Here is a 25,386-nt window from a genome sequence, read left to right as displayed (position 1 = left end):
GGTTCCCGTGCAGTCGGCCGTCGAGCTCGCAGGGGGCGGCAAGTGAGGCCGGACAAAGCCCCTGGAGGCGTCCCGGTTACAGGTGGCGTTGGCCCTCGCCCCGGCAGGTGCCCCGTAGCATCATGGGCCGCACAGTCGCAGCCACTCTGGGCGGCTTCGTTCCGAACGGCCCGGCCACGATCGGGGCAGCGACGGTGATCGGCGTGGGCTCGGTGACCGAGCTGATTGCAGCCCAGACGAACATTTGGAAAGCGTGTTGGGGGCAACCCCTCACGAGTTCGAATCTCGTATCCTCCGCACCCGCCTGAACAGGCGAAACGAGAACCCCGGTCCGCTGAGCGGCCGGGGTTCTCTGCATGTCCCGGTCTTCGTTCTGGTCCTTGTGAGGTGTCCCATCGGCGCGGCCGACGGAGGCCCGGCCCACCGCTGCGACGAGCCTCCACTACGATCGCCGATCGTGGACTGGGTCGAGCGCACCACGCAACTGAGGCAGTGGACGAGGAGCGGGACGCGCGCACCGCACAAGCCGCTCCTGTTCCTGTACGCGCTCAGCCGGTTTCAACAAGACGCCGACGGCGAGCTGCGGTACAGCGCGGTGGAGCAGGATCTGCGGCGGCTGCTCGACGAGTACGGGCCCGGCAACCGGACGACGCCCGCCTACCCCTTCCATCACCTGGTGAGTGACGGGGTGTGGGAGGTGCGCACCGAGCGCGGGCCGGGGAGCCCCGGGACCGGGGTCAAGGAACTGCGGGCGTCCGGCGCCGCGGGGCGGCTGGCGCCTCAACTGCGGGCGGCACTGCGGCGGGAGCCGTCCCTGCTCGGCCGGATGGCACGGGTACTGCTCGACCTGAACTTCCCGCCCTCCCTCCACGGCGAGCTGTGCGAAGCCGTCGGTCTGGAGCTGGAGGAGGCCGAACCCGGACAGCTCTCGGCCGCGCGCAGACAGCGGGACCGGCGGATGCGGGAGATGGTCCTGACCGCGTACGAGTACCAGTGCGCCTTCTGTGGGTACGACGGCAGGATCGGCACAGTGCCGGTCGGCCTTGAGGCCGCCCATGTGCGCTGGTGGGCGTTTGACGGACCGGACGACGTCGACAACGGGCTGTGCCTGTGCACGCTGCACCACAAGCTCTTCGACAAGGGCGTGCTCGGTCTCGGTGAGGGCCATGGCGAGGGCCACCGCATCCTGGTCTCACAAGGCTTCGTCGGGCGCAGCACCGCTGCCCGCGAGCACGTCATCATGCTCGCCGGCCGTCCGGTCATCGGCCCCCAGCCGGGCGTCCGCCCCATCGCCGCCACCCACCGCTCCTGGCACACCAGCCAGGTCTTCCACGGCAGCCCACGCCCCGCCACAACCCCCTGACCGCCGATCCGAGGGTCGCCTCAGTGCACCGCCGCCGGAACGCATGGCGCCGGAGAGGCCGCGTGAAGGAACGGGCCGGCGAGCACGGGCAGCGACCACTGCGCGTCTTCGTGCTCGACCGCGAAGCCCTGTCCCTGGCCGTGCGCGGCGACCGGAGGATGATCGCGTAGCTCGACACCGTCTTCACCTCGGACGCAGACGACTGGGAGAAGCTGGTCCCGGACGCGATCGTCGTCAGGAAGGTCTGACCCGGCGCTCCGGTCTCGGTCCGCACCCGCCCGTCAGGCGCACGCCGCCCCGCCCCCACCGCCCTCCTGAAACATCGTATTTCGGTGACTCAATTTCTGTGTTCGCGGAGTGAGGGTTTAACGAGCCGGGCGCGAAGGGTTTTTGGCGCCACCGGTAAAGCGGAATTATTCCCCGCCCACGGGCCGCCATGACGTGCTACTGTCGTTCTAGTTGCAGTTGTGGTTCCCGAAACTTCAAGTGCTCCTGGTCGCATACTGTGACGAGGGCGCTTTTGTATTACCGGTCATTTCCGGCGGGGTGATCATCGCGGCGACACGGTTTCCGCAGACGCGGATTCCGGTGTACTGCCCCAAAGGAGATTGACATGACTAATGGCACCGTGAAGTGGTTCAACGCGGAAAAGGGCTTCGGCTTCATCGAGCAGGAGGGTGGCGGCGCCGACGTGTTCGCCCACTACTCGAACATCGCCGCCCAGGGCTTCCGCGAGCTGCTCGAGGGCCAGAAGGTGACCTTCGACATCGCGCAGGGCCAGAAGGGCCCGACGGCCGAGAACATCGTTCCCGCCTGACACTGACGCGCACTTTGTAGCTGGGGCCCGCATCCTTCGGGGTGCGGGCCCCAGCTGCATGCATTTCCCGCAGTGATTTCACCTGCGGGCCGGGACGGCACACAGGAGCCGTCCTCCTCAACCGTACGCGGCAGCCCGCCCAGGGACACGGAAGTCCCTCTCCACGGCACCGCCGCAGTCGACGCCCAGGATTCCACGTCCTCATCGCGTCACTCAGCGCAGCTTCGCATCGAACGAAACGTTCGCCGGACGACTGCCCTTTTGATTTTACCCTCGGCTCATTCTTGCAATTCTCTGCGCTGTTCATCGCTGCGGAATTCCTTGATATGCGCCGCATTGAGGAAGGTTCCCGCATGAACCGCACACGTACGAACGACCGTTTCCCCCGCACCCGTAATGGCGGTCCCGACACGGGAAAGAGCGGCGGCCGCTTCGGCTCCTCGGCCCCGCGCCGCTCCGGCGGTCACGGCCGTCGGCCCGTCGCGCCGCAGGGTGAGTTCGCCCTCCCCAAGACCGTCACCCCCGCGCTTCCCGCGGTGGAGTCCTTCGCCGATCTCGACATGGCGGCGCCGCTCCTTGCCGAGCTCGGCAGGCAGGGTGTGGCCGTCCCGTTCCCGATCCAGGGGGCGACGCTGCCGAACTCCCTCGCGGGCCGTGACGTCCTCGGCCGCGGGCGGACCGGCTCCGGCAAGACGCTCGCCTTCGGTCTCGCCCTGCTCGCCAGGACGGCCGGGCAGCGCGCCGAGCCCGGCAGGCCCCTGGGCCTGATCCTCGTACCCACCCGCGAGCTCGCTCAGCAGGTGACCGACGCGCTCACCCCGTACGCCCGCTCCGTCCGGCTCCGGCTGGCCACCGTCGTCGGCGGGATGTCGATCGGCAGGCAGGTCGCCGCGCTGCGCGGCGGGGCCGAGGTCGTCGTCGCCACTCCCGGCCGGCTGAAGGACCTCATCGACCGCGATGACTGCCGGCTGAACCAGGTGGGCATCACCGTGCTCGACGAAGCCGACCAGATGGCCGACATGGGCTTCATGCCGCAGGTCACCGAACTCCTCGACCAGGTACGCCCCGAGGGCCAGCGGATGCTCTTCTCCGCCACCCTGGACCGCAATGTCGACCTGCTCGTGCGCCGCTACCTGACGGACCCCGTCGTCCACTCCGTCGACCCCTCGGCCGGCGCGGTCACGACGATGGAGCACCACGTGCTGCACGTCCACGGCGCCGACAAGCACACGGCCACCACCGAGATCGCCGCCCGCGACGGCCGCGTGATCATGTTCCTGGACACCAAGCACGCCGTCGACCGGCTCACCCAGGACCTGCTCAACAGCGGCGTACGGGCCGCCGCACTGCACGGCGGGAAGTCACAGCCCCAGCGCAACCGCACCCTGACGCAGTTCAAGAGCGGACACGTCACCGTGCTCGTCGCCACGAATGTCGCCGCCCGCGGCATCCACGTCGACAACCTCGATCTCGTCGTCAACGTCGACCCGCCGACCGACCACAAGGACTACCTCCACCGCGGCGGCCGTACCGCGCGCGCCGGTGAGTCCGGGAGCGTCGTCACGCTGGTCACCCCGGCCCAGCGCCGCGGCATGGTCCGCCTCATGTCGGACGCCGGGATCCGCCCGCAGATCACCCAGGTCCGCTCCGGCGAGCAGGAACTGCACCGCATCACCGGCGCGCAGGCTCCCTCGGGTGTTCCTGTCGTCATCACCGCGCCGGTGGTCGAGCGCCCCAAGCGGGGTGGCTCTTCGCGCGGTCGTCGCCGGCCCGCTTCGGCGGCGCGGCGTGCGTACGCACAGCAGCAGGGCACTGCCGGCCGACAGCAGGGCACTGTCGACGCGGCTGCGTAGAACCTTCGTCATCAGAAGCCGACCCATTGCCGCAGGAGGCACCCTTTGACGCTGGTTCAGACGCAGGTCCGCCCGACGGGCACCGGCCACGCGCCCACGGCGCTGGACGACGACGCGGAGGAAGCAGGACCGCAGGTCTGGGCCGACATGACCGTCGAGGACGCCCTGTGCGTCATGGTCGGCGCTCGCGTCAAACGCCTGGTCGTCTGCGACGAGGACGGCAAGCGCATCGATCTGGTCACCCTGTCCGGGCTCACCGTCGTCCGCGACGGCTCCGGATACACGGACCGGCTCCGTCTCCGTGACATAAGAGCCTGTCTTTGAACCCCCGTCGTCCGCGCGAAGCGCGGGCGCAGCGGCGGTCGGTGCGTGCGCCGAGCGTGCGTGCCGGGCGCCGGGGCGCAGACGGGGGTTCAAAGACAGGCTCTAAGCGCCGGGGGCGAGCACTTCGCCCCGCTGCCCCTCTGAAGCACCTCACCGTCGTCGTCCCCTCCCCTCTCTCCTTAAGAGGTCCCATGCGCTGTGTCATCGCCCGCTTCCCGTTCGACCTGACCAAGAGCGGTGTGCTCGAGACGATGAAGGGCGTCAAGCCCGAACCCGTCACCGGGCAGTCCGTGATCATCGGGCGGCGCCACTACCCCGTCAAGCAGGTCGGCCAGGTCATCACCCGCCAGGACCCCCGCGACTTCAGCGCGGGCGAAGTACTCCGGTCGATGGCACAGCTCGGCTTCACCTGCCGCACGGCCGCCGCACCCGCCCCCGTCCCGGCAGCCGCCTCCTCGGCCGTGCTCAGCCGGGTCCAGCGGGCCTCCGCCATGCTGGGCAGCCCCATCTCCGCCTGACCACCGGGCAGCAGATGGAGCGGTAGTTCTTCGGGGCCCTGGTGCGTACCGCACCAGGGCCCCTCCATGTGACCGGTCAGCGCCTCACTTCCCGCCCGCCCGCCTGCCAGAGCGGGACCGCGAGGGCGGTGCAGGAGATGTCGGCCGCCGGGGACGGCAGGCGCACCTGTCACGTATCCTCCGCATTCGCCCGTCCGGGCAGTAGCCGAGAGCCCGGTGGGGCGAGCACAAAAGGGTGGACGACTGGTGTCTCCGAGGTCTCTGGTGTCACGGCTGGGCGGCCGGTGTTGGGGGGCCCTCGTCCGGGAGTGGCGCGTGGTGGTGGTCGGGCCGGTGCGGGGACTGCGGGCGCGCGGCCCCGCTGGAGTCGTACTCGCGGTCGTCGCCACCGTCGCGGTGGTCGGGCTGCACGAGTTCCAGCAGACGGACACCGGGGCCGACGTGGTGCGTGTGGTCAGTGAGGTGCGGGCCGACCAGCCTCTCTGGCTCTCCCTGCTGCGTACGCCCGTCTCGTTGTTCGTGCCCGCGGTGGATCTGCCGGCCTGGGGCGGGCTGCCCCGGTTGTTCCTGGCGTTCGCGCTGGCCGAACTGGTCTTCGGACGCATACGCACCTTGGCGGTGGCCTACACCGTCACGCTCGCCGGGACGCTCGGCGCCCGCGCGATGATCGCTCTCGGTCCCGGCCCGCTCGGACTGCCCGCCGACGTCGCGCACGCGGTCGACACCGGTGCCTCCGCGGCGATCGTGGGGCTCTACGCCTACACGGCCGTGGCGTTGCGTGCGCCCGTCCTCTTCCTCGCCGCGGTCGTCCCGACGGTGGCCGGTTCGCTCGCCGACCCGGATCTCGCGGGCCGCGAACACCTCGTGGCCGTGACCGTCGCGATGGGGCTCGCAGCGGTCCCGCACTTCCTGCGCCGGACCGGTCGATCCGTGGGGGTACGGACATCCGACCGTTGTCAGTGGGCGCTGACAGAATCGAGAACCGCGACCGATCGATGCCGACCGGTCGTGCCGGCCGGCCGTTCGGGCCCGTCGGGCCGGGTCGTTCAGGAGGTCGGGCATGGCGATTCTCGACGCGGAGGAACCGCTGGCGGTCGCGGTGACCGGGGCGATCCGGGCCGGTGACCTTCCCGGGCTGCGCCGACTGCTCGCCGCGCATCCCGCTCTGGCGTCCACGGGAATCAGACAGGCCGGTGAGGCCGCGGGGACGCGCAGCCTCCTGCACATCGCCACGGACTGGCCGGGGCACTTCCCGGCGGGGCCTGAGGTCATCGCCGTCCTGGTGGCGGCGGGCGCCGACCCCAGCGCCCGGTTCGTCGGGGCCCACACCGAGACCCCCCTGCACTGGGCCGCGAGCAATGACGACGTCGCGGCGCTCGACGCCCTCGTCGCCGCCGGTGCGGACATCGAGGCGACCGGCGGCGTCATCGCGGGCGGCACACCGCTGGCGGACGCGCGCGGATTCGGCCAATGGCATGCGGCGCGGCGACTGCTGGAGCACGGGGCGAGGACGACGTTGCAGGACGCGGCGACGCTGGGGTTGCTCGACCGCGTGGCGGCCCTTGTCGAGGGACGCGGTGACGAGGAGTCGAGGCCACCCGACGCGGACGACATCGCCGCGGCCTTCTGGGGCGCCTGCCACGGCGGACAGCTCGCCACCGCGCGCCATCTCCTCGCTCGGGGCGCCGACCTCCAGTGGGTCGGGTACGACGACATGACACCGCTGGACATCGCCACCGAGGCCGGCGCCGAGGACGTCGTGCGGTGGCTACGGGGGCAAGGGGCGCGGCGGCGGAGGGAGTTGGCCTGACCCGGGAGGCCGGCCTGCGCTCCTCGAAGCGCACGCCTTCGCCAGGCGACGAGAGGGGGCGGCAGGGGGCCTAGCACCACCCCCCGGACACCGGATCACCGTATGTCGCCGGGCCGATGGGTACGGGAGCGTATAGGCCATGAGCAACAACACGCTGCCGTACGCCGCACACGCCACGCACACCGCACCCTCCGCGCACCCCGCACCGTCCACGGCTCCTGCAGCCGCACCCGTACCCGCCCCCGGCTTCTGGCGCGCACCCTTCGCCGCCGTCACCTTCCGCGAGATCGGGTACGTACTGATCTCGCTGCCCGTCGCGATCGCGGGATTCACGTTCGCCGTGACCATGTTCTCCCTCAGTGCGGGCCTGCTCGTCACCGTGCTGGGGCTGCCCGTTCTCGCCGCGGCGCTCACGGCGGCGCGCGGGCTCGGTGGTGTCGAGCGGCGTCGGGCCGGCGTGCGGCTCGGGCTCGCCGTCGGGGGGCCCGGAGCGTTCGACCGGCCTCGGGAGAAGGGGTGGTGGGCCGGGGTCAGGGCGCGGCTCGCGGACGGCGCGGGCTGGCGGGCGCTGCTGTTCCAGGTGGTCATGTTCCCCTGGCGGGTGCTGAGTTTCGTCCTGACGGTGACGTTCTTCGTCACCGGCTGGGTGGTCGCGCTCTTCCCCACGTACTCCTGGGTCTTCCACCGGTACGTCGGCTGGCCCGGCTACCGCCTCTACGACTTCACCTCCGGCGGCGAGCGGCACGCGTACTACATCACCTCGCCCGCCCAGATCGCCGGGGTCGCCCTCATCGGCGCCGTGCTCGTCCTCCTCACCCCGAAGCTGGTCCGCGCACTGACGAACGTCGACCGCGCGGCGGTGCGCTCGCTGCTGGGCTGACCCCGGACCGCCGCACGAACACCGGCCACCCACTACGGGTACGAGTACGGGAACCAGTGCGGATACCGGTACGGGAACCAGTACGGGTCAGCCCCACCCCCACGAGCACGACCGCCATCCCCACGACCACCCGCATCCCGATCTCCTCACCGAGCACGAGCGCCCCGAGCACGAGGGAGACGACCGGCAGCAGATAGCCGACGGTGGCGGCCGCGGTGGGCCCCTCGTCAGCGATGAGGCGGGAGTTGAGGTGGAAGGTGACGCCCGTGCCGAGCGTGCCGAGGAGGACCGCGGCGACGATCCCCGTAAGGGTCGGGGACGAGGCGGCCACCGGCACGGCGGGCAGGGCGAGCGTGGTCAGGCCGGTCGCGGTGAGCAGCTGCGCGGCGGAGAGGGCGAGCGGGGCGGAGCCGCGGCCGACGAGGTGGCGGGCCATGTAGGCGAAGGCGGCGGCGTAGCTGACAGCGGCGGCGAGGAGCACGAGTGCGCCCCAACTGGCGAGCCCCGTCCGCTGCCAGGGCGCGAAGATCAGCAGTGTCCCCGCGAAGCCGAGCAGCAGACCGGCGAGACGGAGCGGTCCGAGGCGGCGCTCGGTGCGCAGCATCAGGCCGATGGCCAGGGACCACAGGGGTGTGGTGGCGTTCAGGACGCCCGCGACGCCCGAGTCGACGCATCGCTCGCCGAGGCCGAAGAGGAAGAACGGCAGCGCGTTGCAGAAGAACGCGGCGACGACGAGATGCCCCCAGACCTTGCGGTCGCGCGGCATCCGCTGCCCGGCCGAACGGGCGAGGACCAGCAGGACGCCGGCGCCGAGAGCGCATCGGACGACCGTGAGGTGCAGGGGCGAGAGGCCGCCGCTCAGGGCGAGCTTGATCCAGAGGAAGCTCGACCCCCAGAGCAGGGCGAGGACCGCCATACGGACGTGGGTGGCGCGGTGGCCGGGACCGCTGGACATGGCTCGCCTCCTGATGATCCTGCGCTGCTTCTGCTGCGGGTCTGCCGCTGCTTCTGCCGCTGCTTCTCCTGCTGCTTCTGGTGCTGCTCCTGACGTCTTGTACGGTCCCGTGAGCCGAGCTGTAAGGCAAGCGAAAAGATCCGGATGCAGAATTAAGCTGAGCTGCACACTCTGCTGCATACTGGTCTGATGCTTGATATGCGGCGCATGCAGATCCTGCGGGCAGTGGTCACCAGCGGCTCGGTCACCGCCGCCGCCCGGAACCTCGGGTACACGCCCTCGGCCGTCAGCCAGCAGATGGCCGCGCTGGAGAAGGAGGCGCGCATCGCGCTCCTGGAGCGGACCGGTCGCGGCGTGCGGCCGACCGAGGCGGGGCGCCTGCTCACCGAGTACGCGACGGTCATCGGCCGGCACGCGGCCGAGGCGGAGACCGCACTCGCCGAGCTGCGGGCGGGACGCACGGGCCACGTCTCGATGCGGTACTTCGCGACGGCGGGCGCCCCCCTCGTGGCCCCCGCGCTGGCCGCGCTGCGCCGCGAACAGCCTGGCGTACAGGTGGAGTTGAAGCTCTTCGAGCCCACCGATCCGGTACCGGAGGTGAAGGCGCGGCGGGCCGACCTGGCGCTGGTGGTGCGGCCGCGGGACGCCGCCCCGGTCGACGGGATCCGGTTCGTGCACCTGCTGGACGACCGGTACCGCGCGGTGCTTCCCGCGGGCCACCGGCTCGCCGAGCGGCCGGTGGTCGACCTGACGGACCTCGCCGAGGAGCCGTGGATCGCGGGCGAGACGCCGGGCCCGTGCCTGGACCCGGTCATCGACGCCTGCGCCGCAGCTGGTTTCAGCCCGGACTTCGTGGTGGAGAGCGGCGACTACGCCACGGCACAGGGCTTCGTCGCCGCGGGGCTCGGCGTCAGCCTCGTCCCCGAGCTGGGGCTCACCGGCGGGCACCGGGCCGACGTGGTCGTACGGGAGGTCAGGGGCCCCGAGCCGGTCAGAGTGATCCAGGCGGCGGTGCGTGCGGCGTCACCGGTTCAGCCGGCGCTGCGGGGGTTGTTGGGGGCGTTGCGGGAGGCGGTGGAGGGGCTGGGCGGGGAAGGGGCCGGGGCGGGCTCGGCAAAGGGCGTGGCGGAAGGCGCGGCGGAGGGCATGGCCGCGGACGCCGCCCGGGGCACCGGAGCCGCGTAGCAGTGGAGGGTGACCCGTTGCCCCGGCTCCCACTCCTGCTCGACGATGGCCAGCAGCTGCCAGCCCATACGTTCGTAGAGCGCGGTCGCCGAGGTATCGGTGGAGACCACGTCCAGGACCGGGTGCAGGCCGCGCGACCGGGCCTCCCGCACGGCCCGTCCCAACAGCAGGGCGCCGATGCCGTGCCCGCGGGCGTCCGGCGCGACGAAGAGACGGCTGACGACACCGGCCGCGCCCGCCCCGTCAGCCTCGCCCGCCGCTCCCCGCCCGCCTGCCTCTCGCGCCCCGCTAGCCTCTCCGGCCCCACCAACCTCTCCCGCCCCACCCAACCCCTCACGCTCGCTCCACAGGGCGGGCGCCTCGTCCGTCGCCCCGGGGCGGGAGAGCCCCACGTGCCCGACGATCCTCCCGTCGACCTCGGCCACCCAGGCGCCGAGCCCGCCGCAGCCCTCCAGCCATTCGCCGGGCCTCGGGGGCCAGTTGAGGGGGTACCCGTCCGCCTTGTGGACGCTTGCGAGGACCCCGACGCAGGCCTCCAGATCACGCTGACCGGAACGTTCCCGCAGCCGGAGAACAGGGTGGCCGTCGGCCGCGTCGGCGGCACGGTCTCGTCTCATCGGAGCATCGAACCACAGCGGCGGTGGCGAGACAGGCGACCTCCCCAACTCCCCCACGCCGAACCACCCTTGACCCTCAACTCTCGACCCTCAGCCCTCAGCCCTCAGCCCTCAGCTCCACTGTCAGGCCAGCGTGACGAGTTGACGGTAGTCGGGGCTCCACAGGTCCTCGGAACCGTCCGGGAGCAGCAGCACACGGTCCGGCCTGAGCGCGTCGATGGCGCCCTCGTCGTGCGTCACCATCACGATCGCCCCGGGGTACGTCCCCACGGCTCCCAGCACCTCGTCCCTGGACGCCGGATCGAGGTTGTTGGTGGGCTCGTCGAGCAACAGGACGTTGGCGCCCGAGTGGACGAGACCGGCCAGCGCGAGCCGCGTCTTCTCGCCGCCGGAGAGGACGGCGGCGGGCTTGTCCGCGTCGTCCCCGCCGAACAGGAACGAGCCGAGGACCCGCCGCACCTCCCCGTCGGTGAGGTGCGGGGCCGCGTCCGCGAGGTTCTCCCGGACGCTCTTCTCGCCCACCAGGGTGTCGTGCTCCTGGGCGAAGTACCCGAGCCGCAGCCCGGGGCCAGCCACGACCCGCCCCTCATCCGGGAGTTCCCGCCCGGCCAGCAGGCGGAGCAGCGTCGTCTTCCCGGCGCCGTTGAGCCCGAGGACGACGAGCCGGCTCCCCCGGTCGACGGCCAGGTCGACACCGGTGAGGACGCGATGGGACCCGTACGCCTTGGTGAGGCTGATCGCGCCGAGCGGCATCCGGCCGCACGGCGCGGGCTCGGGCAGCCGGATGCGCGCGACCTTCTCGCCCCGCCGCACCGGCTCCGTGCCCGCGAGCATGCGCTCGGCGCGCCGGTCCATGTTCTTCGCGGCGGTGGCGGTGGAGACGTGCGAGCGCATCTTGTCGGCCTGGGCCCGCAGCGAGGCGGCCTTCCGCTCGGCGTTGGCGCGTTCACGGGTACGCCGGCGCTCGTCCGCGGCACGCTGGGCGAGGTAGGTGTGCCAGCCGGTGTTGTGCACGTCGATGGCCGCACGGCGCGGATCGAGGTGGAAGACGCGGTTGACGACGTCGGCGAGGAGACCGGTGTCGTGGCTGATGAGCACGAGACCGCCCGGATACCCGGCCAGATAGCCGCGTAGCCAGCCCACCGAGTCGGCGTCCAGGTGGTTGGTCGGCTCGTCGAGGAGCAGCGTTTCGTGCTGCGAGAACAGGATCCTGGCCAGCTCCACTCGGCGCCGCTGGCCGCCCGACAGATCGCCGACGGGCTGGTGCAGGGAGCGTTCGGGCAGCCCGAGTCCGGCGGCGACACGGGCGGCCTCGGCCTCGGCGGCGTAACCGCCGCGCGCCTGGAAGCGGTCGTCGGCGCGGGCGTAGGCGGCCATGGCCCGCTCCTGGGCGGCCGGGTCCCCGGCCTCCGCCATGGCCTCCTCGGCGGTACGCAGCGCCGCCACCGCCTCGTCCAGGCCGCGGGCGGACAGGATGCGGTCGGTGACGGTGACGGCGGGGTCGGCGGCGCCCGGGTCCTGGGCGAGGTGGCCGACGGAGCCGGAACGGGTGACGGTGCCGTCGGCGGGGGCGGCGCGGCCGGCGAGGATCTTCATGAGGGTGGTCTTGCCGGCGCCGTTGCGCCCGACCAGGCCTACGCGGTCGCCGGGGGCGACGTGGAAGGAGACGCCGGACAGCAGGAGGCGGGCACCGACGCGCACGTCGGCACCTCGTACGGTGATCATGAGGTAACGCTCCGCAATAGCGAATGGACACACGGGTGACGTGGAGGCGTGTGTCCTGGCTAGGAGATGCGGGGCGTAGACATGGCTCCGAGGTTACGTTCCGCCCGGCCGGGCCGCATCCGAATTTCCGCGCGGCGGGATTGCGATCTCCGCGCGGCGGGATTGCGCGGTGCGGCGGGATTCGCGGTGCGGCGGCGCCGGGGAGGCGGGTGCGTCACCCGTCACCCGTCACCCGATCCCCACCACCCGACCCCCGTCACCCATCCACCGCCACCCGACCCCGACGACCCCGTCACCCAACCCCCGACACGAACCCGTTCGGGCGATTCGCGCGGCCCGACATGGACGACACCAGCCGACTGCCGCCCACTTCCAGCCCCGCACCCCGCCGACACCTTTCCGGTTTGTCCCGCTTTGCAGCGGCATTTCCCAGACTCGCACTACGTCGCCATGGCTGCGCCCGGAGAGCCTTCACCGGTAGGCTTTCCGTGTGATCTTCAAGCGCATCGGAAACGGCCGGCCGTACCCCGACCACGGCCGGGAAAGCACCCGGCAGTGGGCGGATGTCGCGCCGCGCCCGGTCCGCCTCGATCAGCTCGTGACGACCAAGGGGCAGCTCGACCTCGAGACCCTGCTCGCCGAGGACTCCACGTTCTACGGCGACCTCTTCGCGCACGTCGTGAAGTGGCAGGGCGACCTCTACCTGGAAGACGGGCTGCACCGCGCGGTCCGCGCCGCGCTCCAGCAGCGCCAGGTGCTCCACGCGCGCGTACTCGAACTGGGCTGAGGTACCGGTCCACCCGGGCCCGTACACCCCTGCCCGCACCCCCCTCAGGACCACATTGACCCTTTCGGGTTGGACTGGGCTCCGGGTAATGATCATTTAGTAGGCATCGCCGCCCCACCGCACTACGCTGCGCCCATGAGCATGCTCACTCCCCCCGGCATGGGCGGCGAATACCGCATCACGGGGGACAAATATCCACGGATGCGCCGTCCCGACGGGCGTCGCAGGATCGTGCTCGCGGTCATCGCGTCAGCCGCCGTCGTCGGCCTGATCGGCTGGGGCACGCTGCAGCTCATCGACGTCTTCACCGGCGGCCACAAGGCCTCGGCCGCGGGCGCCACGACCGGGGACTGCGACCGTAAGTCCGACGCGTCCTCCGCGCACGACTCCACCCGCGTCTCGAAGTCCGGCCCCCGGCCGGAACCGCTGCCCGAGCCGGGCCGGATCACCGTCAACGTCCTCAACGCCACGCCCCGCGGCGGCCTCGCCAAGAGCACCGCGGACGAACTCAAGAAGCGCGGCTTCAAGGTCGGCAAGGTGGGCAACGCGACGAAGGAGTACGACAAGAAGGTCAAGGGCTCCGGGCTGCTGCTCGGCGCCAAGTCGGCCGCCGACACCGCACTCCCCGTGCTCGGCACACAGCTCGCGGGCGCCGAGCTCAAGTCCGACGGCCGCAAGGGCGGCGAGGTCGACCTGGTCATCGGCGCGCGGTTCAAGAACCTGACGAAAAAAGAGGACGCCGACAAGGCCCTGGCCGCACTGGCCAAGCCCAAGCCGACGTCCACACAGTCGGGCAAGAAGAACTGCTGAGGCAGTAGGAGCTGCTGAGGCTCCAAGAACTGAGGACTGCTGAAGCGAGCCGGTAATCCGCCGCTCCGGTAATCCGCCGCTCCAGTACTCCGCTACTCCGCCGCCCCGTACATCCGGTCCCCCGCGTCCCCGAGCCCCGGCACGATGTACCCCTGCTCGTTGAGCCGCTCGTCGACCGAGGCCGTCACGACCGTCACCGGCGTCCCGGCCAGCTCACGCTCCATGATCTCGACGCCCTCGGGGGCCGCGAGCAGCACGACGGCGGTCACGTCGTCGGCGCCGCGCTTGATGAGCTCCTGGATCGCCGCGACGAGCGTGCCGCCCGTGGCGAGCATCGGGTCAAGGACGTACACCTGACGCCCGGAGAGGTCGTCCGGCATGCGCGTCGCGTACGTGGAGGCCTGCAGCGTCTCCTCGTTGCGCACCATGCCGAGGAAGCCCACCTCGGCGGTCGGCAGCAGCCGCACCATGCCGTCGAGCATGCCGAGTCCCGCGCGCAGGATCGGCACGACCAGGGGCCGCGGGTGGGAGAGCTTGACGCCCGTGGTCCTGGAGACCGGGGAGTCGATGTCGACCTGCTCGGTGCGCACGTCCCGGGTGGCCTCGTACGCGAGCAGGGTGACCAGCTCGTCGGCGAGGCGCCGGAAGGTCGGGGAATCGGTGCGCTTGTCGCGCAGCGTGGTGAGTTTGTGCGCCACCAGCGGGTGGTCGACGACGTGGATCCGCATGCCATCAACAGTAACCGGGCCGGACCCCCGCGCCTCTCGCTGGCATCAACGCAGCCGGACGGGGGAAGGTGGGGACGTACGGACTGAGGTGGTGTTGGCCCATGGCGGAGCGCAAACCGGACGACGAGAACGACACCGAGCGCCGCAGGCGCCGCGCCCAGTTCCTGCGCGAACGCACCGAGGCCATCGAGCTGCGCGACCGCGTGAAGCCGCGCCGCGCCCGGGCGGCGCGCATGCGCCAGCAGATGCGCATGCGTACGTTCCGCTGGTAGCCGCCTCGTCGGCCGCCCCCTGGGCGCCCGGCCCCGCACGTCCAAGGAAGGCCCGGTGACGGCCCGACGGAGGCTCCCGGAGAACGCGACGCGGAACACAGCGCGCGGAAGACCTCTCCTGACGGCGCCGTTTCTGCCACGATTCCGAATGGGCGGGGCTTGGCAGCAGCATTCCCCGCTCCCCGACCTCGCCGGGGGGACCCCAAACCGCCAACCGGCACTGCCTATGACCAGTGGGAGAGTCACGGTGTACTTCGCCGCACTGCTCGCGCGCACCGAAGACGGGTGGGAAGCGAGCGACACGGAGCTCGACGATGTGGAGACCCTGTCGGATCTGGCCGACCTGGCCCGTGAGGCCACGGTCGACTACGACGACGACACAGTGCTCGTCTTCATCGAACAGGAGGACGCGTGGTTCGGCGTCGTCCGCGTGGACGGTGAGGAGGACCCTCGTATCTACGTGTCGGACGCGGCCGCGGCCGCCCGCAGCTCGTACGGGGAGATCCTGCTCACCGACGAGATGCTCGGCCGCGATCCGGACGACGACGGGGCGACCGACCTGGACGCCCTCGACCTGGACGGCACGGAGGACGGCGAACCCGAGGCGCCCTCCGACTCCGTACCGGAGACGGAGGAGGTCCCCGGTACGTCGGGGGCCGTGGCCGGGCCGGTGGGCGACACGGGGATCCTCTCCGACCTCGGGGTGCCCGAGAAGGATCTGCTCGGTCTGCGGAGCGGTGACGCGCTCAACGAGATCGCCGAGATCCTCGGGGCGGCGGAGGTGCTCGAAACCGTCCGCTAGGTTCCCCGTGTGAACGACCCGACCGACCCCATGACCGGCCCCATGACCGACTCCATCACTCCGACCGACCCCGATCCCGAGGTGCCTTTCACCGGGCAGGATCCCGTACGCGACCGCTGGCGGGCGCCCATGCGGCTCGCTCTCGCCGAGGCCGAGCTGGCCGCCGGGGGTGGCGACGTTCCCGTCGGCGCCGTCGTGCTGTCCCCGGACGGCACGACGGTGCTCGCCACGGGGTACAACGAACGCGAGGCGGCCGGCGACCCGACCGCCCACGCGGAGGTGCTCGCCCTTCGCCGGGCCGCGGCCGGGCTCGGCGAGTGGCGGCTGACCGGCTGCACGCTCGTCGTGACGCTGGAGCCCTGCACGATGTGCGCCGGCGCGATCGTGCAGTCCCGCGTGGACCGGGTCGTCTACGGGGCTCTCGACGAGAAGGCCGGAGCGGTGGGCTCCCTCTGGGACGTCGTACGCGACCGACGGCTCAACCACCGCCCCGAGGTCATCCAGGGAGTCCTCGCGGACGAGTGCGCCACGCAGCTCACGGAGTTCTTCCGGAAACGGTGAACGGTGATACGGCGGTGGTACGGGCGGTGCCACGAGCCGTGATACCGGCGGTGATCCCGGGGGGCGGCCAAACGGATTTCAGAACACGGGCCACTTTGGGCTAGAGTTCCTCTCGGTAGCGTGTCCGAGCGGCCGAAGGAGCTCGCCTCGAAAGCGAGTGAAGGGTAACCCCCTTCCGTGGGTTCAAATCCCACCGCTACCGCTCGATACGAAGGGCCCGTCCAGCTGGACGGGCCCTTCGTCGTACACCCAGGGGATACGAGGACGCACGCGCGCAGGCACACGTGCGCACGCGAAGAGCCCCGGCACCTCCTGGGCGCCGGGGCTCTCTCCCGCAAGGACGGGGGAAGCGGCATCGGGGGGACAAGCCGCTCCCCCCGACGAGGACCGGTTCCTCAGTCAGCGCCGCCGTCGGGGGGGGGAAGCAGACGGCGCGGACCCCGCAGTAGGGCCGGTCCCTCGCCCGTGGATTCCTGCCAGATCCGCCGGGCTCACCATCAATCCTGCGCCCCGTGCCACCCGGTCGGCGCGGGCAAAGGGCCTCTGCTGCCGGGCCGTTGGTCCCTAAAAGCCCCGTGAGTCCGGTCCGGGTTAGACTCACCGCCGTCACAGGGGTCACACGGGGCGCGGGCAATTGGGGAGGCCAGGGACGTGGCAGTGCAGTGGAAGAAGGTCGGCCTCTTCGTCGTGGTCGTCTTCGTGCTCTACGTGATCATCACCGACCCGGCCAAGGCCGCGGACTACGTCCAGATAGGGTTCGAAGGCGTTTCGAGTGCCGCTCGAAGCATCGGTGACTTCATGACGTGGGTCGCCAACGGCGGCAAGGACTGAGCGGCCGCCGCCAAGACTTCCGGCCGCCGGCGCTCCCGGCCGCCGCGTCACCAAAGCCCAGCCCTCTCCAAGGAGTGCCCGTGATCCGCCATCTGGTCCTCTTCAAGCTCAACGACGGTGTGCGGCGCGACGAGCCGCGTGTGGTCGAGGGCGTCGAGGCGTTCCGCGCCCTTGGCGAGCAGATCCCGGAGCTCACTTTCTGGGAGTGCGACTGGAACATCACCGACCGCCCCATCGCGTACGACTTCGCCATCAACTCGGCGGTCGAGGACACCGATGCGCTGAAGCGGTACATCGAGCATCCGGCGCACCAGGCGGGCGTGGCGCTGTGGCGCGAGTTCGCCACGTGGGTCATCGCGGACTACGAGTTCTGACCGCCCCTCCCAGGCTTCCCATCCCAGGTTTCCGATCCCAGGTTCCGAACGGCCCCGCACCACGCCGGTGCGGGGCCGTTCCGTGTCGTGCGCCGGGGCCACCCCGCGACCCTTGCCGCTCCTCAACACGTAGCTATGGGGTGCTTGCACACAGTGCACATGTCTTGTGATGCTATGACCGCTTTTGACGGATGAGTTGACCGAGGTCGACCGAGCTTGACCGTGCCTGTCTGAGAAGGGGTGGCGTTGCCCGTGCCGGCCAGTACTGCGCCCGAAGCTCCACCCGCGAAGGCTGCGTCCGAGGAGACTCCGCCCGCCAAGATCTCACCGGGCTCGGGCTCGGGCTCTGGCTCGGGGTCAGGCTCGGGCCCGGGCTCCGGGAGCACCAGGGGCGCCGACACCCGCGCCCTCACGCAGGTGCTCTTCGGCCAGCTCAAGGAGTTGGAGCCGGGCAGCCCCGAGCACGGCCGGGTGCGCGGCGCGCTCATCGAGGCCAACCTCCCCCTCGTCCGGTACGCGGCCGCCCGCTTCCGCAGCCGCAACGAGCCGATGGAGGACGTCGTCCAGGTCGGCACCATCGGGCTCATCAACGCCATCGACCGGTTCGACCCGGAGCGCGGGGTACAGTTCCCGACCTTCGCGATGCCGACCGTGGTCGGCGAGATCAAGCGGTACTTCCGCGACAACGTCCGCACCGTCCACGTACCCCGGCGACTGCACGAGCTGTGGGTGCAGGTCACCGGCGCGACCGAGGACCTCACCACCGCCCACGGGCGCTCGCCGACGACCGCGGAGATCGCCGAGCGGCTGCGCATCACCGAGGACGAGGTGCTCGCCTGCATCGAGGCAGGACGCTCGTACCACGCGACGTCGCTGGAGGCCGCCCAGGAGGGCGACGGGCTGCCGGGCCTGCTCGACCGGCTCGGCTACGAGGACCCCGCGCTCGACGGCGTCGAGCACCGCGATCTCGTACGCCACCTCCTCGTCCAACTGCCCGAGCGCGAGCAGCGGATCCTGCTCCTGCGCTACTACAGCAATCTGACGCAGTCACAGATCAGCGCCGAACTGGGCGTTTCCCAGATGCATGTGTCGAGGTTGCTGGCCCGGAGCTTCGCACGCCTTCGGTCCGCAAATCGGATCGAGGCGTAACCGTATCGAGTGGAGTGCCGTCGGAGCCGTTCCCGACGGCACCCGTCGCCGAAAAGCCCCAGACCCCCTCTTTCCTGCACGGATGTCACCCTTGTTTGTCGACAAGTAACTACAGCGTGTTGCCGACATGTGACATTCTGCTGGAACCGCGTTTGCCGTAGCCCCACCTCCGGTATTCAGGTGGAGGCTGCGTTCCTCCGACGGGAGCGCCCGCCGCGACCGTCCGCGACCTCAAGGGGGTGGCATGTCCGCAGACCAGGGCAGCTCGAAGGTGCTCACGCTCACGCTTACGAAGAGCCCGAGCGAATCCGCGCCCGACGCGCTTCACAGCTCATCGGCCCCGGAAGCCATCGACACCCGGACCCTGTCCCGCTCCCTCTTCCTGCGGCTCGCCACGCTCGCCCAGGACAGCCCGGAGCGCGTCTATGTACGCGACACGCTCATCGAGCTCAACCTCCCACTCGTGCGGTACGCGGCGGCCCGCTTCCGCAGTCGCAACGAGCCGATGGAGGACATCGTCCAGGTCGGCACGATCGGTCTGATCAAGGCGATCGACCGTTTCGACTGCGAACGCGGCGTGGAGTTCCCGACCTTCGCGATGCCGACGGTCGTGGGTGAGATCAAACGCTTCTTCCGGGACACCAGTTGGTCGGTGCGGGTGCCGCGCCGCCTCCAGGAGCTGCGGCTCGCGCTGACCAAGACCAGCGACGAGCTGGCCCAGCGGCTCGACCGCTCACCGACCGTCCCCGAACTCGCCCTGGCGCTCGGGGTGTCCGAGGAGGACGTGGTCGACGGGCTCGCGGTGGGCAACGCCTACACCGCATCCTCGCTCGACTCCCCGGCCCCCGAGGACGACGGCGGCGAGGGCTCCCTGGCGGACCGCCTCGGGTACGAGGACACGGCTCTGGAAGGCGTGGAGTACCGCGAATCCCTCAAGCCGCTGCTCGCCAAGCTGCCGCCGCGCGAGCGCCGCATCATCATGCTGCGCTTCTTCGCCAACATGACGCAGTCGCAGATCGGCGAGGAGGTCGGCATCTCGCAGATGCACGTCTCCCGCCTGCTCACGCGGACGCTGGCGCAGTTGCGTGAGGGGCTCATCTCGGACTGAGTCGCTCCGGATGGCGCGTGGTGCTGACGGGGTTCCTAATTGACGGCCCGTCAGCCACACTGCCGCAATGCGACGTGGTCGACGTGGTGTTCTGAACGTGCTCGGCGTCGGTGCCGCCGCCGTCTGCCTGGGTGGCCTGCTGTCCGCCTGCGGCGGTGACAGCGGCGAGGGCTATGTGGCGGCCGGGGCGGGCCCGGGGCGGGGGGCGGGGAAGGCCGTGGGGCCGAGCGGTGACGTGAGGCTGGTGCCGCTGGATGGCGGCGCGAAGGGTGGTCGTGACGGTGGGGGTGACGGTGGCGCACCGTCCACGTCCGCCTCGGGAGAGGGCGGCTCGGGCGGGAAGTCGCCTGCCGGTAGCGGTGGTTCGGGGCCCGTGGGTAGGGGCCAGGAAGGTGCGCGCGCGTCGGCCGGTGAGGGTGGCGCGCATTCCGGTCGTACGGGTACGGGTGCAGGTACGGGTTCGGGGAGTGGCGCCGGTGCGCCATCGTCTCCGGCACCTCCGTCTCCGCCCCAGTCCCCGCCTCCGGCCACGGATCCGGGGACCGGTACTTCGCCCCCGCGGGGGCCTGCCGTGCTGAAGGTCGGCGATCCGGAGCGGAGTCCTGCGGACAAGCGCTGGTGCGAGGAGGTGACGGTCACCTTCCGGAACACCGGGGGTTCGCCGGTGCGGTCGGGGACTGTCACCTTCGGTACGCACGTCATCGGGGGGCTCGGTGTGGACTGGGCCACGATCGAGTCGACCGTGAAGCTGCCGGCGCCGATCGGTCCCGGGCGGAAGCGGGAGCGGGGCTGGACGGTGTGTGTTGACGCGTGGCGGGTGCCTTTGGGGATGCGGGTGGAGACGCGGGACGTCTCGGTCGACTGGAGGTAGCCTTCGATCCGCCTCACGTCCGGTGCGGGCCCACCGTGGCTTTTGCGCAGTTCCCCGCGCCCCTGGGAAGCCTTCGATCCGCCCCACGTCGTGTGGCCCCCACCGTGGCTTTTTGCGCGGTTCCCCGCGCCCCTGAGGGACCCTTCGATCCGCCCCACGTCCAGCGGGCCCCACCGTGGCTTTCGCGCCGTTCCCCGCGCCCCTGAGGGACCCTCGGCCCGCCCCACGTCCTGCGGGGCCCACCGTGGCTTTCGCGCAGATCCCCGCGCCCCTGAAGGGCCAAAGGGGGCCGAGCAATCCGGTAGCCAGGCGGCGGGTCTGCCTCAGGGGCGCGGGGAACTGCGCGCTCAAGCCCCGCGGCGCAGCAGCCGGAAACGGAACACCCACCCGCCCAAGGGGCCCCGCGGCGCCGCAGCCAAGAATGGAACGCCCCCCAACGACCGCGCCCCGGAACCGCTCAAGGCGCCCCGCCCTAAGAAAGCGCCAGCCAAGCCACACCCGCCACGACCAAGATCGCCAGCACCACGCCCACGATCAGACCCACCCGTGGGCCGGAAGAAGTCGCCGCCTGCTGCCTCCGCCCCTGCGACTGCGGCGCCTCGTCGACGAAGGCGCGGAACATCTGCGTACTACCGGCGGGGTCGGGGTTGTTGCCCTGAGGTCCCTGGGGGTTGTGTGCCATGAAGCAGGACCCTAGCGAATCCACCACCCCCCGCCCAACCCCCACTGGCCAGCGCCTTTACGCGCGAGCTTCCAGACCTTTGCCGACTCTTTAGCGCGCCGCCCGACTTTTAGTTTGCCTGCGGCAACCAACTTCTTCTATCGTTGCCCTAAGCAACAAATAGAGGAGGTGCCGTGGCCGCGCAACGTCAGTACGAGGAGCTGGCCCGACAGCTCAGCGCCATCGGTGCCGTGAAACGCGGTCTCGGCCGGGGTCTCCCCCACGACTGCCCCGGCGGATCCGCCGCCGTACTCGTCCTGCTCGACCGCCACGGCGCGATGCGGATGAGCAGGCTGGCGGAGCTGCTCGCCGTCGACATGTCGGTGACCAGCCGGCACGTCGCCCATGTCGCGGAGAAGGAGTGGATCGTCCGCGATCCCGACCCCGCGGACAAGCGCTCCCGGATCCTGCGGCTCACGCCCGACGGCAAGGCCAAGGTCGACGAGCTCTCCGAGCTCTCCATCCGGACGCTCACCCATTACTTGCATGACTGGAGCGACGAAGAGGTCGTCCAGCTCAGCACGCTGCTCGGGCGCCTGCGCGACAGCTTCGGGGACTGCCGCACGGCTGCGGTCCGGCTTCCCCACGAGGTGCAGACACACGACGTGCAGACGCCCACCGTGCAGACACCCGACGTGCAGATCACGTCAGAGACCACCCGTACACCCGCGTAAGAAGAGGAAATCCATGGCAACAACCACACCAGCCGGTGTGCGGGGCAGCCATGCCAAGCACGGAGCCCATCACTCCCACCCCGGTGAGAACGCTCCGATGACGCACCGGCAGATCATGGAAGCGCTGTCCGGGCTGCTGCTTGGCATGTTCGTGGCGATCCTGTCGTCGACGATCGTCTCCAACGCCCTGCCCGAAATCATCGGCGACCTCGGCGGCGGCCAGTCCGCCTACACCTGGGTCGTCACCGCGTCGCTGCTCGCCATGACCGCGACGACGCCCCTGTGGGGCAAGCTCTCGGACCTCTTCAGCAAGAAGGCCCTGGTCCAGATAGCCCTGATCATCTACGTCGGCGGTTCGATCGTCGCCGGTCTCTCGCAGAGCGCCGGGATGCTGATCGCCTGCCGCGTTGTGCAGGGCATCGGCGTCGGCGGTCTCTCCGCCCTCGCCCAGATCGTCATGGCCGCGATGATCTCCCCGCGCGAGCGTGGCCGGTACTCCGGCTACCTCGGCGCCACCTTCGCCGTCGCCACCGTCGGTGGTCCGCTGCTCGGCGGTGTCATCACCGACACCTCGTGGCTCGGCTGGCGCTGGTGCTTCTACGTCGGCGTGCCCTTCGCGATCATCGCGCTGATCGTCCTGCAGAAGACCCTGAAGCTCCCCGTCGTCAAGCGCGACGTGAAGGTCGACTGGGCCGGCGCCTTCTTCATCAGCGCCGCCGTCTGCCTGCTCCTCGTCTGGGTCACCTTCGCCGGTGACAAGTACGACTGGATGTCCTGGCAGACCGCCGCCATGGTCGGCGGCTCGATCGTCCTCGGACTGCTCTTCGTGCTCATCGAGTCGAAGGCCGCCGAGCCGATCATTCCGCTGCGGCTCTTCCGCAACCGCACCATCACGCTCGCCTCGCTCGCCTCGCTCTTCGTGGGTGTCGCGATGTTCGCGGGCACGGTGTTCTTCAGCCAGTACTTCCAGCTGGCGCGGGGCGAGTCCCCGACCATGTCCGGTGTCATGACCATCCCGATGATCGGCGGACTCTTCGTCTCGTCGACCGTCTCCGGCCAGGTCATCACCAAGACCGGCAAGTGGAAGGCGTGGCTGGTCAGCGGTGGCGCACTGGTGACGGCGGGCCTCGGCCTGCTCGGCACCATCCGGTACGACACCGAGTACTGGCACATCGCGATCTTCATGGCCCTGATGGGTCTCGGCATCGGCATGATGATGCAGAACCTGGTCCTCTGCACGCAGAACCAGGTCGCCCCCGAGGACCTCGGCTCCGCCAGCTCCACCGTCACCTTCTTCCGCTCCCTGGGCGGTGCGATGGGTGTCTCGGCGCTCGGCGCGATCATGTCCACGCGCATCACCGACTACGTCAAGGACGGCATCACCGACCTCGGTCCGAAGGCGGCCGCGCAGTTCGGCCACGGCGGCACCGGTGGCGGCGGCATCCCCGACCTGGACAAGATCCCGGAGCCGTTCCGCACGGTGATGGAGAGCGCGTACGGGCACGGCATCGCCGACGTCTTCCTGATCGCCGCGCCGCTGGCGCTGATCGCCTTCCTGATCACGATCTTCATCAAGGAGGTTCCGCTGCGTACGTCGGGCGGCCTCGCGCAGGCCGCGGCAGGGACCACGGACGGCGCGGCTCCGGCCGACGCCACGGCCATCCCGGCCGCCACGGCCACCGTGCCGACCGCGCCCACCGCCGAGCAGCCCGTCCTCGCCTCCGTCGCCTCGCACACCGAGGCCGGTCCCGAGGGCACGCAGCGCCTCGCCGTAGCGGCGTCCGCCACGGAAGCCGGAGCGGGAGCGGGCGGCCTGCCGCCCGTCACGGGCGGCATCCCGGTCCACGGCTACGTCCGCGGCGCCGAGAGCGTGCCGGTTCCGCAGGCCGCCGTCACGCTGATCTCCCTCGGGGGACGGCAGCTGGGCCGCGCGGTCGCGCAGGGCGACGGTGCCTACACCGTGGACGCGCCCGGCGCCGGGTCGTACGTGCTCATCGCCTCCGCCGACGGTTTCCAGCCGCAGGCCTCGACCGTGGTCGTGGGCGAGGACGCGCTGGCGTACGACATCCTCCTCAGCGGCACCAGCGGGCTGAGCGGCCTCGTCCGCGACGCCGACAGCAAGCTGCCCGTCAACGGTGCGATGGTCATCGTGACCGACGTACGCGGTGACGTCCTGGCCACCGGGCTCTCCGGCGAGCAGGGCGAGTTCACCTTCGCCGAGCTGGTCCCCGGCACCGTCACCATCGCGGTGAACGCCGCGGGCCACCGGCCGATGGCCCTGCCCGTCGAGGTCGGCGGCACCGGGGTCACCCGGGTCGAGGTCGAGCTGAACTCCGGCGCGCGGGTGCTCGGCACCGTGCGGGCGGGCGGCGCGGCGCTGAACGACGCCCGCGTCACGCTCGTGGACGCCGCGGGCAACGTGGTCGCCACCGCGACCACCGGTGCGGACGGCGCGTACGCCTTCACCGACCTGGACAGCGGGGAGTACACGGTCATCGCGACCGGGTACCCGCCGGTGGCCACGGGCCTGACGGTGGCCGGCAGCGGCATCGACGGCCACGACATCGAGCTCGCCCACCCGGGCGAGTGACCGGCCCCGGCCCGGTGCCGCGCTCCGAGCGGAAGCGCGGCACCGGGCCGGTTGCGGAAAGGGCCCCCGGGCCGGCGGTGACGTTCACGGCAGGGGACGGCCGGTCACCGCCGCCGGGGGTCATCCGTTCCGTATGTACAGCGTGAACGTGAGCTTGGACTTTGGGGCTTTCCGGAACGGGAGCCCGGCAAGGAGAAAACGGGATGGCACTCAACGCTCGGATCCGCACGCGTGACGGCTGGGCCGTGCCCCACGCGGTCGTCACGGTGACCGACATGACCGGGACGCAGGTACTGCGGGCCGAGGCGGACGACGAAGGCGCCGTACGGGACGGGACGGCGCTCGCCGCCGGGCCCTACACCGTCATCGTCACCGCCGTCGGGTACGCGCCCGTCGCCTCCACCGCGCTCGTCACCGCGAGCGGCCGTGCCGAGGTCGGCAACGTCGTCCTCGCCCGGCAGGGCGGCACGGAGCTGCCGCCGCCGGGGCCGTGGACCGTCGACCCGGCGCACTCCACGGTGGGCGCGGTCGCCCAGCACCTCGGGATCACCAGTGTGCACGGGCGGTTCACGGAGTTCGGCGGACGGATCGAGATCGCCGAGGACGTCGAGAAGTCCCGCGTCGAGGCCGTCATCCGGTCGGCCTCGATCGACACGGGCAACGGGATGCGGGACGGCCACCTGAAGTCGGCGGACTTCCTCGACGTCGAGCAGTACCCGGAGATCACGTACCGCTCGAACGGCCTGACGCCCTCCGGCACCGACCGGTGGACGGTCCACGGTGAGCTGGGGATGCACGGGGTCGTCCGCCCGGTCGATCTGGAGCTCAGCTACCTCGGCACCGGCGCGGACCCGTGGGGCGGCACGCGCGCCGCCTTCCGCGCCACGGCCGAGCTGCGCCGCGAGGACTTCGCCATGAACTACAACCAGGTGGTCCAGGCGGGCATCTCGGCGATCGGCACGACGCTCAAGGTCGAGCTGGACATCCAGGCCGTCCAGGGGGACGGCCTGCCGCAGGCGGGCTGAGCACGGCCGCCCTTGAACCGGGCGGCGGGGCACGGT

Annotated in this window: 26 protein-coding genes, 1 tRNA gene and 1 pseudogene; 23 read left to right on the top strand and 5 right to left on the bottom strand. The window is 71.0% G+C overall.

Annotated elements, in window-relative coordinates; genetic code table 11:
- Positions 1 to 457 precede the first annotated feature (457 nt).
- The 8 genes from AC07DI_RS26215 (at position 458) to AC07DI_RS26180 (ending at position 7,565) form a co-directional block, all read left to right on the top strand.
- Positions 458 to 1,363, top strand: coding sequence for a phosphorothioated DNA-binding restriction endonuclease (locus AC07DI_RS26215; RefSeq protein WP_478906315.1), 906 nt, complete (start codon positions 458 to 460; stop codon positions 1,361 to 1,363).
- Positions 1,364 to 1,976: 613 nt separating this feature from the next.
- Complete coding sequence (locus tag AC07DI_RS26210) at positions 1,977 to 2,180, top strand: cold-shock protein (RefSeq protein ID WP_384255984.1); 204 nt, start codon at positions 1,977 to 1,979, stop codon at positions 2,178 to 2,180.
- 353 nt (positions 2,181 to 2,533) lie between these two features.
- The gene (locus AC07DI_RS26205) at positions 2,534 to 4,033 is read left to right on the top strand and encodes a DEAD/DEAH box helicase (RefSeq protein WP_384255982.1); all 1,500 of its coding nucleotides are present in this window, start codon (positions 2,534 to 2,536) and stop codon (positions 4,031 to 4,033) included.
- 45 nt (positions 4,034 to 4,078) lie between these two features.
- Positions 4,079 to 4,357 (top strand): CBS domain-containing protein, encoded by a 279-nt coding sequence (locus tag AC07DI_RS26200; protein ID WP_384255979.1) that lies wholly within the window; start codon positions 4,079 to 4,081, stop codon positions 4,355 to 4,357.
- A 191-nt stretch (positions 4,358 to 4,548) separates the two neighbouring features.
- Positions 4,549 to 4,875: an SCO5918 family protein gene (locus AC07DI_RS26195; RefSeq protein WP_478906314.1), complete on the top strand. Its 327-nt coding sequence runs from the start codon at positions 4,549 to 4,551 to the stop codon at positions 4,873 to 4,875.
- 315 nt (positions 4,876 to 5,190) lie between these two features.
- Positions 5,191 to 6,000, top strand: coding sequence for a hypothetical protein (locus AC07DI_RS26190; RefSeq protein ID WP_478906313.1), 810 nt, complete (start codon positions 5,191 to 5,193; stop codon positions 5,998 to 6,000).
- The gene (locus AC07DI_RS26185) at positions 5,936 to 6,685 is read left to right on the top strand and encodes an ankyrin repeat domain-containing protein (protein ID WP_478906312.1); all 750 of its coding nucleotides are present in this window, start codon (positions 5,936 to 5,938) and stop codon (positions 6,683 to 6,685) included. Before AC07DI_RS26190 ends, AC07DI_RS26185 begins: the two co-directional genes overlap by 65 nt.
- Before the next feature lie 139 nt (positions 6,686 to 6,824).
- Complete coding sequence (locus AC07DI_RS26180; protein WP_478906311.1) at positions 6,825 to 7,565, top strand: sensor domain-containing protein; 741 nt, start codon at positions 6,825 to 6,827, stop codon at positions 7,563 to 7,565.
- Here AC07DI_RS26180 and AC07DI_RS26175 read toward each other — a convergent pair.
- Entirely contained in the window at positions 7,498 to 8,520 is a 1,023-nt protein-coding gene (locus tag AC07DI_RS26175; protein WP_478906310.1) for a DMT family transporter, read from the bottom strand. The two genes, AC07DI_RS26180 and AC07DI_RS26175, sit on opposite strands and share 68 nt — an antisense overlap.
- A gap of 189 nt (positions 8,521 to 8,709) precedes the next feature.
- Between AC07DI_RS26175 and AC07DI_RS26170 the strand changes: the two genes are divergently transcribed.
- Positions 8,710 to 9,705, top strand: coding sequence for a LysR family transcriptional regulator (locus AC07DI_RS26170; protein ID WP_478906309.1), 996 nt, complete (start codon positions 8,710 to 8,712; stop codon positions 9,703 to 9,705).
- On the opposite strand, the pseudogene AC07DI_RS26165 reads toward AC07DI_RS26170, so the two are convergent.
- Together AC07DI_RS26165 and AC07DI_RS26160 are read right to left on the bottom strand one after the other, a co-directional pair.
- Positions 9,693 to 10,322 (bottom strand): annotated as a pseudogene (locus AC07DI_RS26165) (GNAT family N-acetyltransferase); the annotation flags it as partial. The gene AC07DI_RS26170 and the pseudogene AC07DI_RS26165 sit on opposite strands and share 13 nt — an antisense overlap.
- Positions 10,323 to 10,445: 123 nt before the next feature.
- Positions 10,446 to 12,047 carry an ABC-F family ATP-binding cassette domain-containing protein gene (locus AC07DI_RS26160; RefSeq protein WP_478906308.1) on the bottom strand — a complete coding sequence of 534 codons (1,602 nt, stop codon included), beginning with the start codon at positions 12,045 to 12,047 and terminating at the stop codon, positions 10,446 to 10,448.
- 490 nt (positions 12,048 to 12,537) lie between these two features.
- On the opposite strand from AC07DI_RS26160, the gene AC07DI_RS26155 reads away from it, so the two are divergent.
- Both AC07DI_RS26155 and AC07DI_RS26150 read left to right on the top strand, forming a co-directional pair.
- Complete coding sequence (locus tag AC07DI_RS26155) at positions 12,538 to 12,834, top strand: type II toxin-antitoxin system VapB family antitoxin (protein ID WP_003955420.1); 297 nt, start codon at positions 12,538 to 12,540, stop codon at positions 12,832 to 12,834.
- Positions 12,835 to 12,969: 135 nt separating this feature from the next.
- Positions 12,970 to 13,644: a LytR C-terminal domain-containing protein gene (locus AC07DI_RS26150; RefSeq protein WP_478906307.1), complete on the top strand. Its 675-nt coding sequence runs from the start codon at positions 12,970 to 12,972 to the stop codon at positions 13,642 to 13,644.
- A gap of 92 nt (positions 13,645 to 13,736) precedes the next feature.
- Here the strand turns inward: AC07DI_RS26150 and upp are convergent, their stop codons facing one another.
- Entirely contained in the window at positions 13,737 to 14,372 is a 636-nt protein-coding gene (gene upp, locus AC07DI_RS26145; protein WP_478906306.1) for a uracil phosphoribosyltransferase, read from the bottom strand.
- A gap of 101 nt (positions 14,373 to 14,473) precedes the next feature.
- Here upp and AC07DI_RS26140 point away from each other — a divergent pair, with 101 nt between their 5' ends.
- The 9 genes from AC07DI_RS26140 to AC07DI_RS26100 all read left to right on the top strand — a co-directional run bounded on the left by AC07DI_RS26140 (position 14,474) and on the right by AC07DI_RS26100 (position 20,340).
- Positions 14,474 to 14,644, top strand: a complete 171-nt coding sequence (locus AC07DI_RS26140; RefSeq protein ID WP_384255936.1) for a hypothetical protein — start codon at positions 14,474 to 14,476, stop codon at positions 14,642 to 14,644.
- Positions 14,645 to 14,891: 247 nt separating this feature from the next.
- Entirely contained in the window at positions 14,892 to 15,446 is a 555-nt protein-coding gene (locus tag AC07DI_RS26135; RefSeq protein ID WP_384255933.1) for a tRNA adenosine deaminase-associated protein, read from the top strand.
- A 42-nt stretch (positions 15,447 to 15,488) separates the two neighbouring features.
- On the top strand, positions 15,489 to 16,007 hold the full coding sequence (tadA, locus tag AC07DI_RS26130; RefSeq protein WP_478906391.1) for a tRNA adenosine(34) deaminase TadA: 519 nt from the start codon (positions 15,489 to 15,491) through the stop codon (positions 16,005 to 16,007).
- A 114-nt stretch (positions 16,008 to 16,121) separates the two neighbouring features.
- Positions 16,122 to 16,209: transfer RNA gene (locus AC07DI_RS26125), tRNA-Ser, on the top strand.
- A 449-nt stretch (positions 16,210 to 16,658) separates the two neighbouring features.
- On the top strand, positions 16,659 to 16,838 hold the full coding sequence (locus AC07DI_RS26120; protein ID WP_384263829.1) for a hypothetical protein: 180 nt from the start codon (positions 16,659 to 16,661) through the stop codon (positions 16,836 to 16,838).
- Positions 16,839 to 16,918: 80 nt separating this feature from the next.
- Entirely contained in the window at positions 16,919 to 17,212 is a 294-nt protein-coding gene (locus AC07DI_RS26115) for a Dabb family protein (protein ID WP_062780948.1), read from the top strand.
- A 252-nt stretch (positions 17,213 to 17,464) separates the two neighbouring features.
- The gene (locus AC07DI_RS26110; RefSeq protein WP_478906305.1) at positions 17,465 to 18,361 is read left to right on the top strand and encodes an RNA polymerase sigma factor SigF; all 897 of its coding nucleotides are present in this window, start codon (positions 17,465 to 17,467) and stop codon (positions 18,359 to 18,361) included.
- 244 nt (positions 18,362 to 18,605) lie between these two features.
- Entirely contained in the window at positions 18,606 to 19,469 is an 864-nt protein-coding gene (locus AC07DI_RS26105; RefSeq protein ID WP_384263827.1) for an RNA polymerase sigma factor SigF, read from the top strand.
- A gap of 571 nt (positions 19,470 to 20,040) precedes the next feature.
- Positions 20,041 to 20,340, top strand: a complete 300-nt coding sequence (locus AC07DI_RS26100) for a hypothetical protein (protein WP_478906304.1) — start codon at positions 20,041 to 20,043, stop codon at positions 20,338 to 20,340.
- Between the two features lie 472 nt (positions 20,341 to 20,812).
- On the opposite strand, the gene AC07DI_RS26095 is transcribed toward AC07DI_RS26100, so the two are convergent.
- Entirely contained in the window at positions 20,813 to 21,022 is a 210-nt protein-coding gene (locus AC07DI_RS26095; RefSeq protein ID WP_384263822.1) for a hypothetical protein, read from the bottom strand.
- A gap of 173 nt (positions 21,023 to 21,195) precedes the next feature.
- Here AC07DI_RS26095 and AC07DI_RS26090 point away from each other — a divergent pair, with 173 nt between their 5' ends.
- The 3 genes from AC07DI_RS26090 to AC07DI_RS26080 all read left to right on the top strand — a co-directional run bounded on the left by AC07DI_RS26090 (position 21,196) and on the right by AC07DI_RS26080 (position 25,350).
- Positions 21,196 to 21,735, top strand: a complete 540-nt coding sequence (locus tag AC07DI_RS26090; RefSeq protein ID WP_478906303.1) for a MarR family winged helix-turn-helix transcriptional regulator — start codon at positions 21,196 to 21,198, stop codon at positions 21,733 to 21,735.
- A gap of 97 nt (positions 21,736 to 21,832) precedes the next feature.
- Complete coding sequence (locus AC07DI_RS26085; RefSeq protein ID WP_478906389.1) at positions 21,833 to 24,325, top strand: MFS transporter; 2,493 nt, start codon at positions 21,833 to 21,835, stop codon at positions 24,323 to 24,325.
- A gap of 203 nt (positions 24,326 to 24,528) precedes the next feature.
- Entirely contained in the window at positions 24,529 to 25,350 is an 822-nt protein-coding gene (locus AC07DI_RS26080; RefSeq protein ID WP_384254674.1) for a YceI family protein, read from the top strand.
- Positions 25,351 to 25,386 lie beyond the last annotated feature (36 nt).

The sequence above is a fragment of the Streptomyces sp. NPDC044106 genome (assembly GCF_056433985.1).
This window is presented reverse-complemented; position numbering and strand designations above follow the sequence as displayed.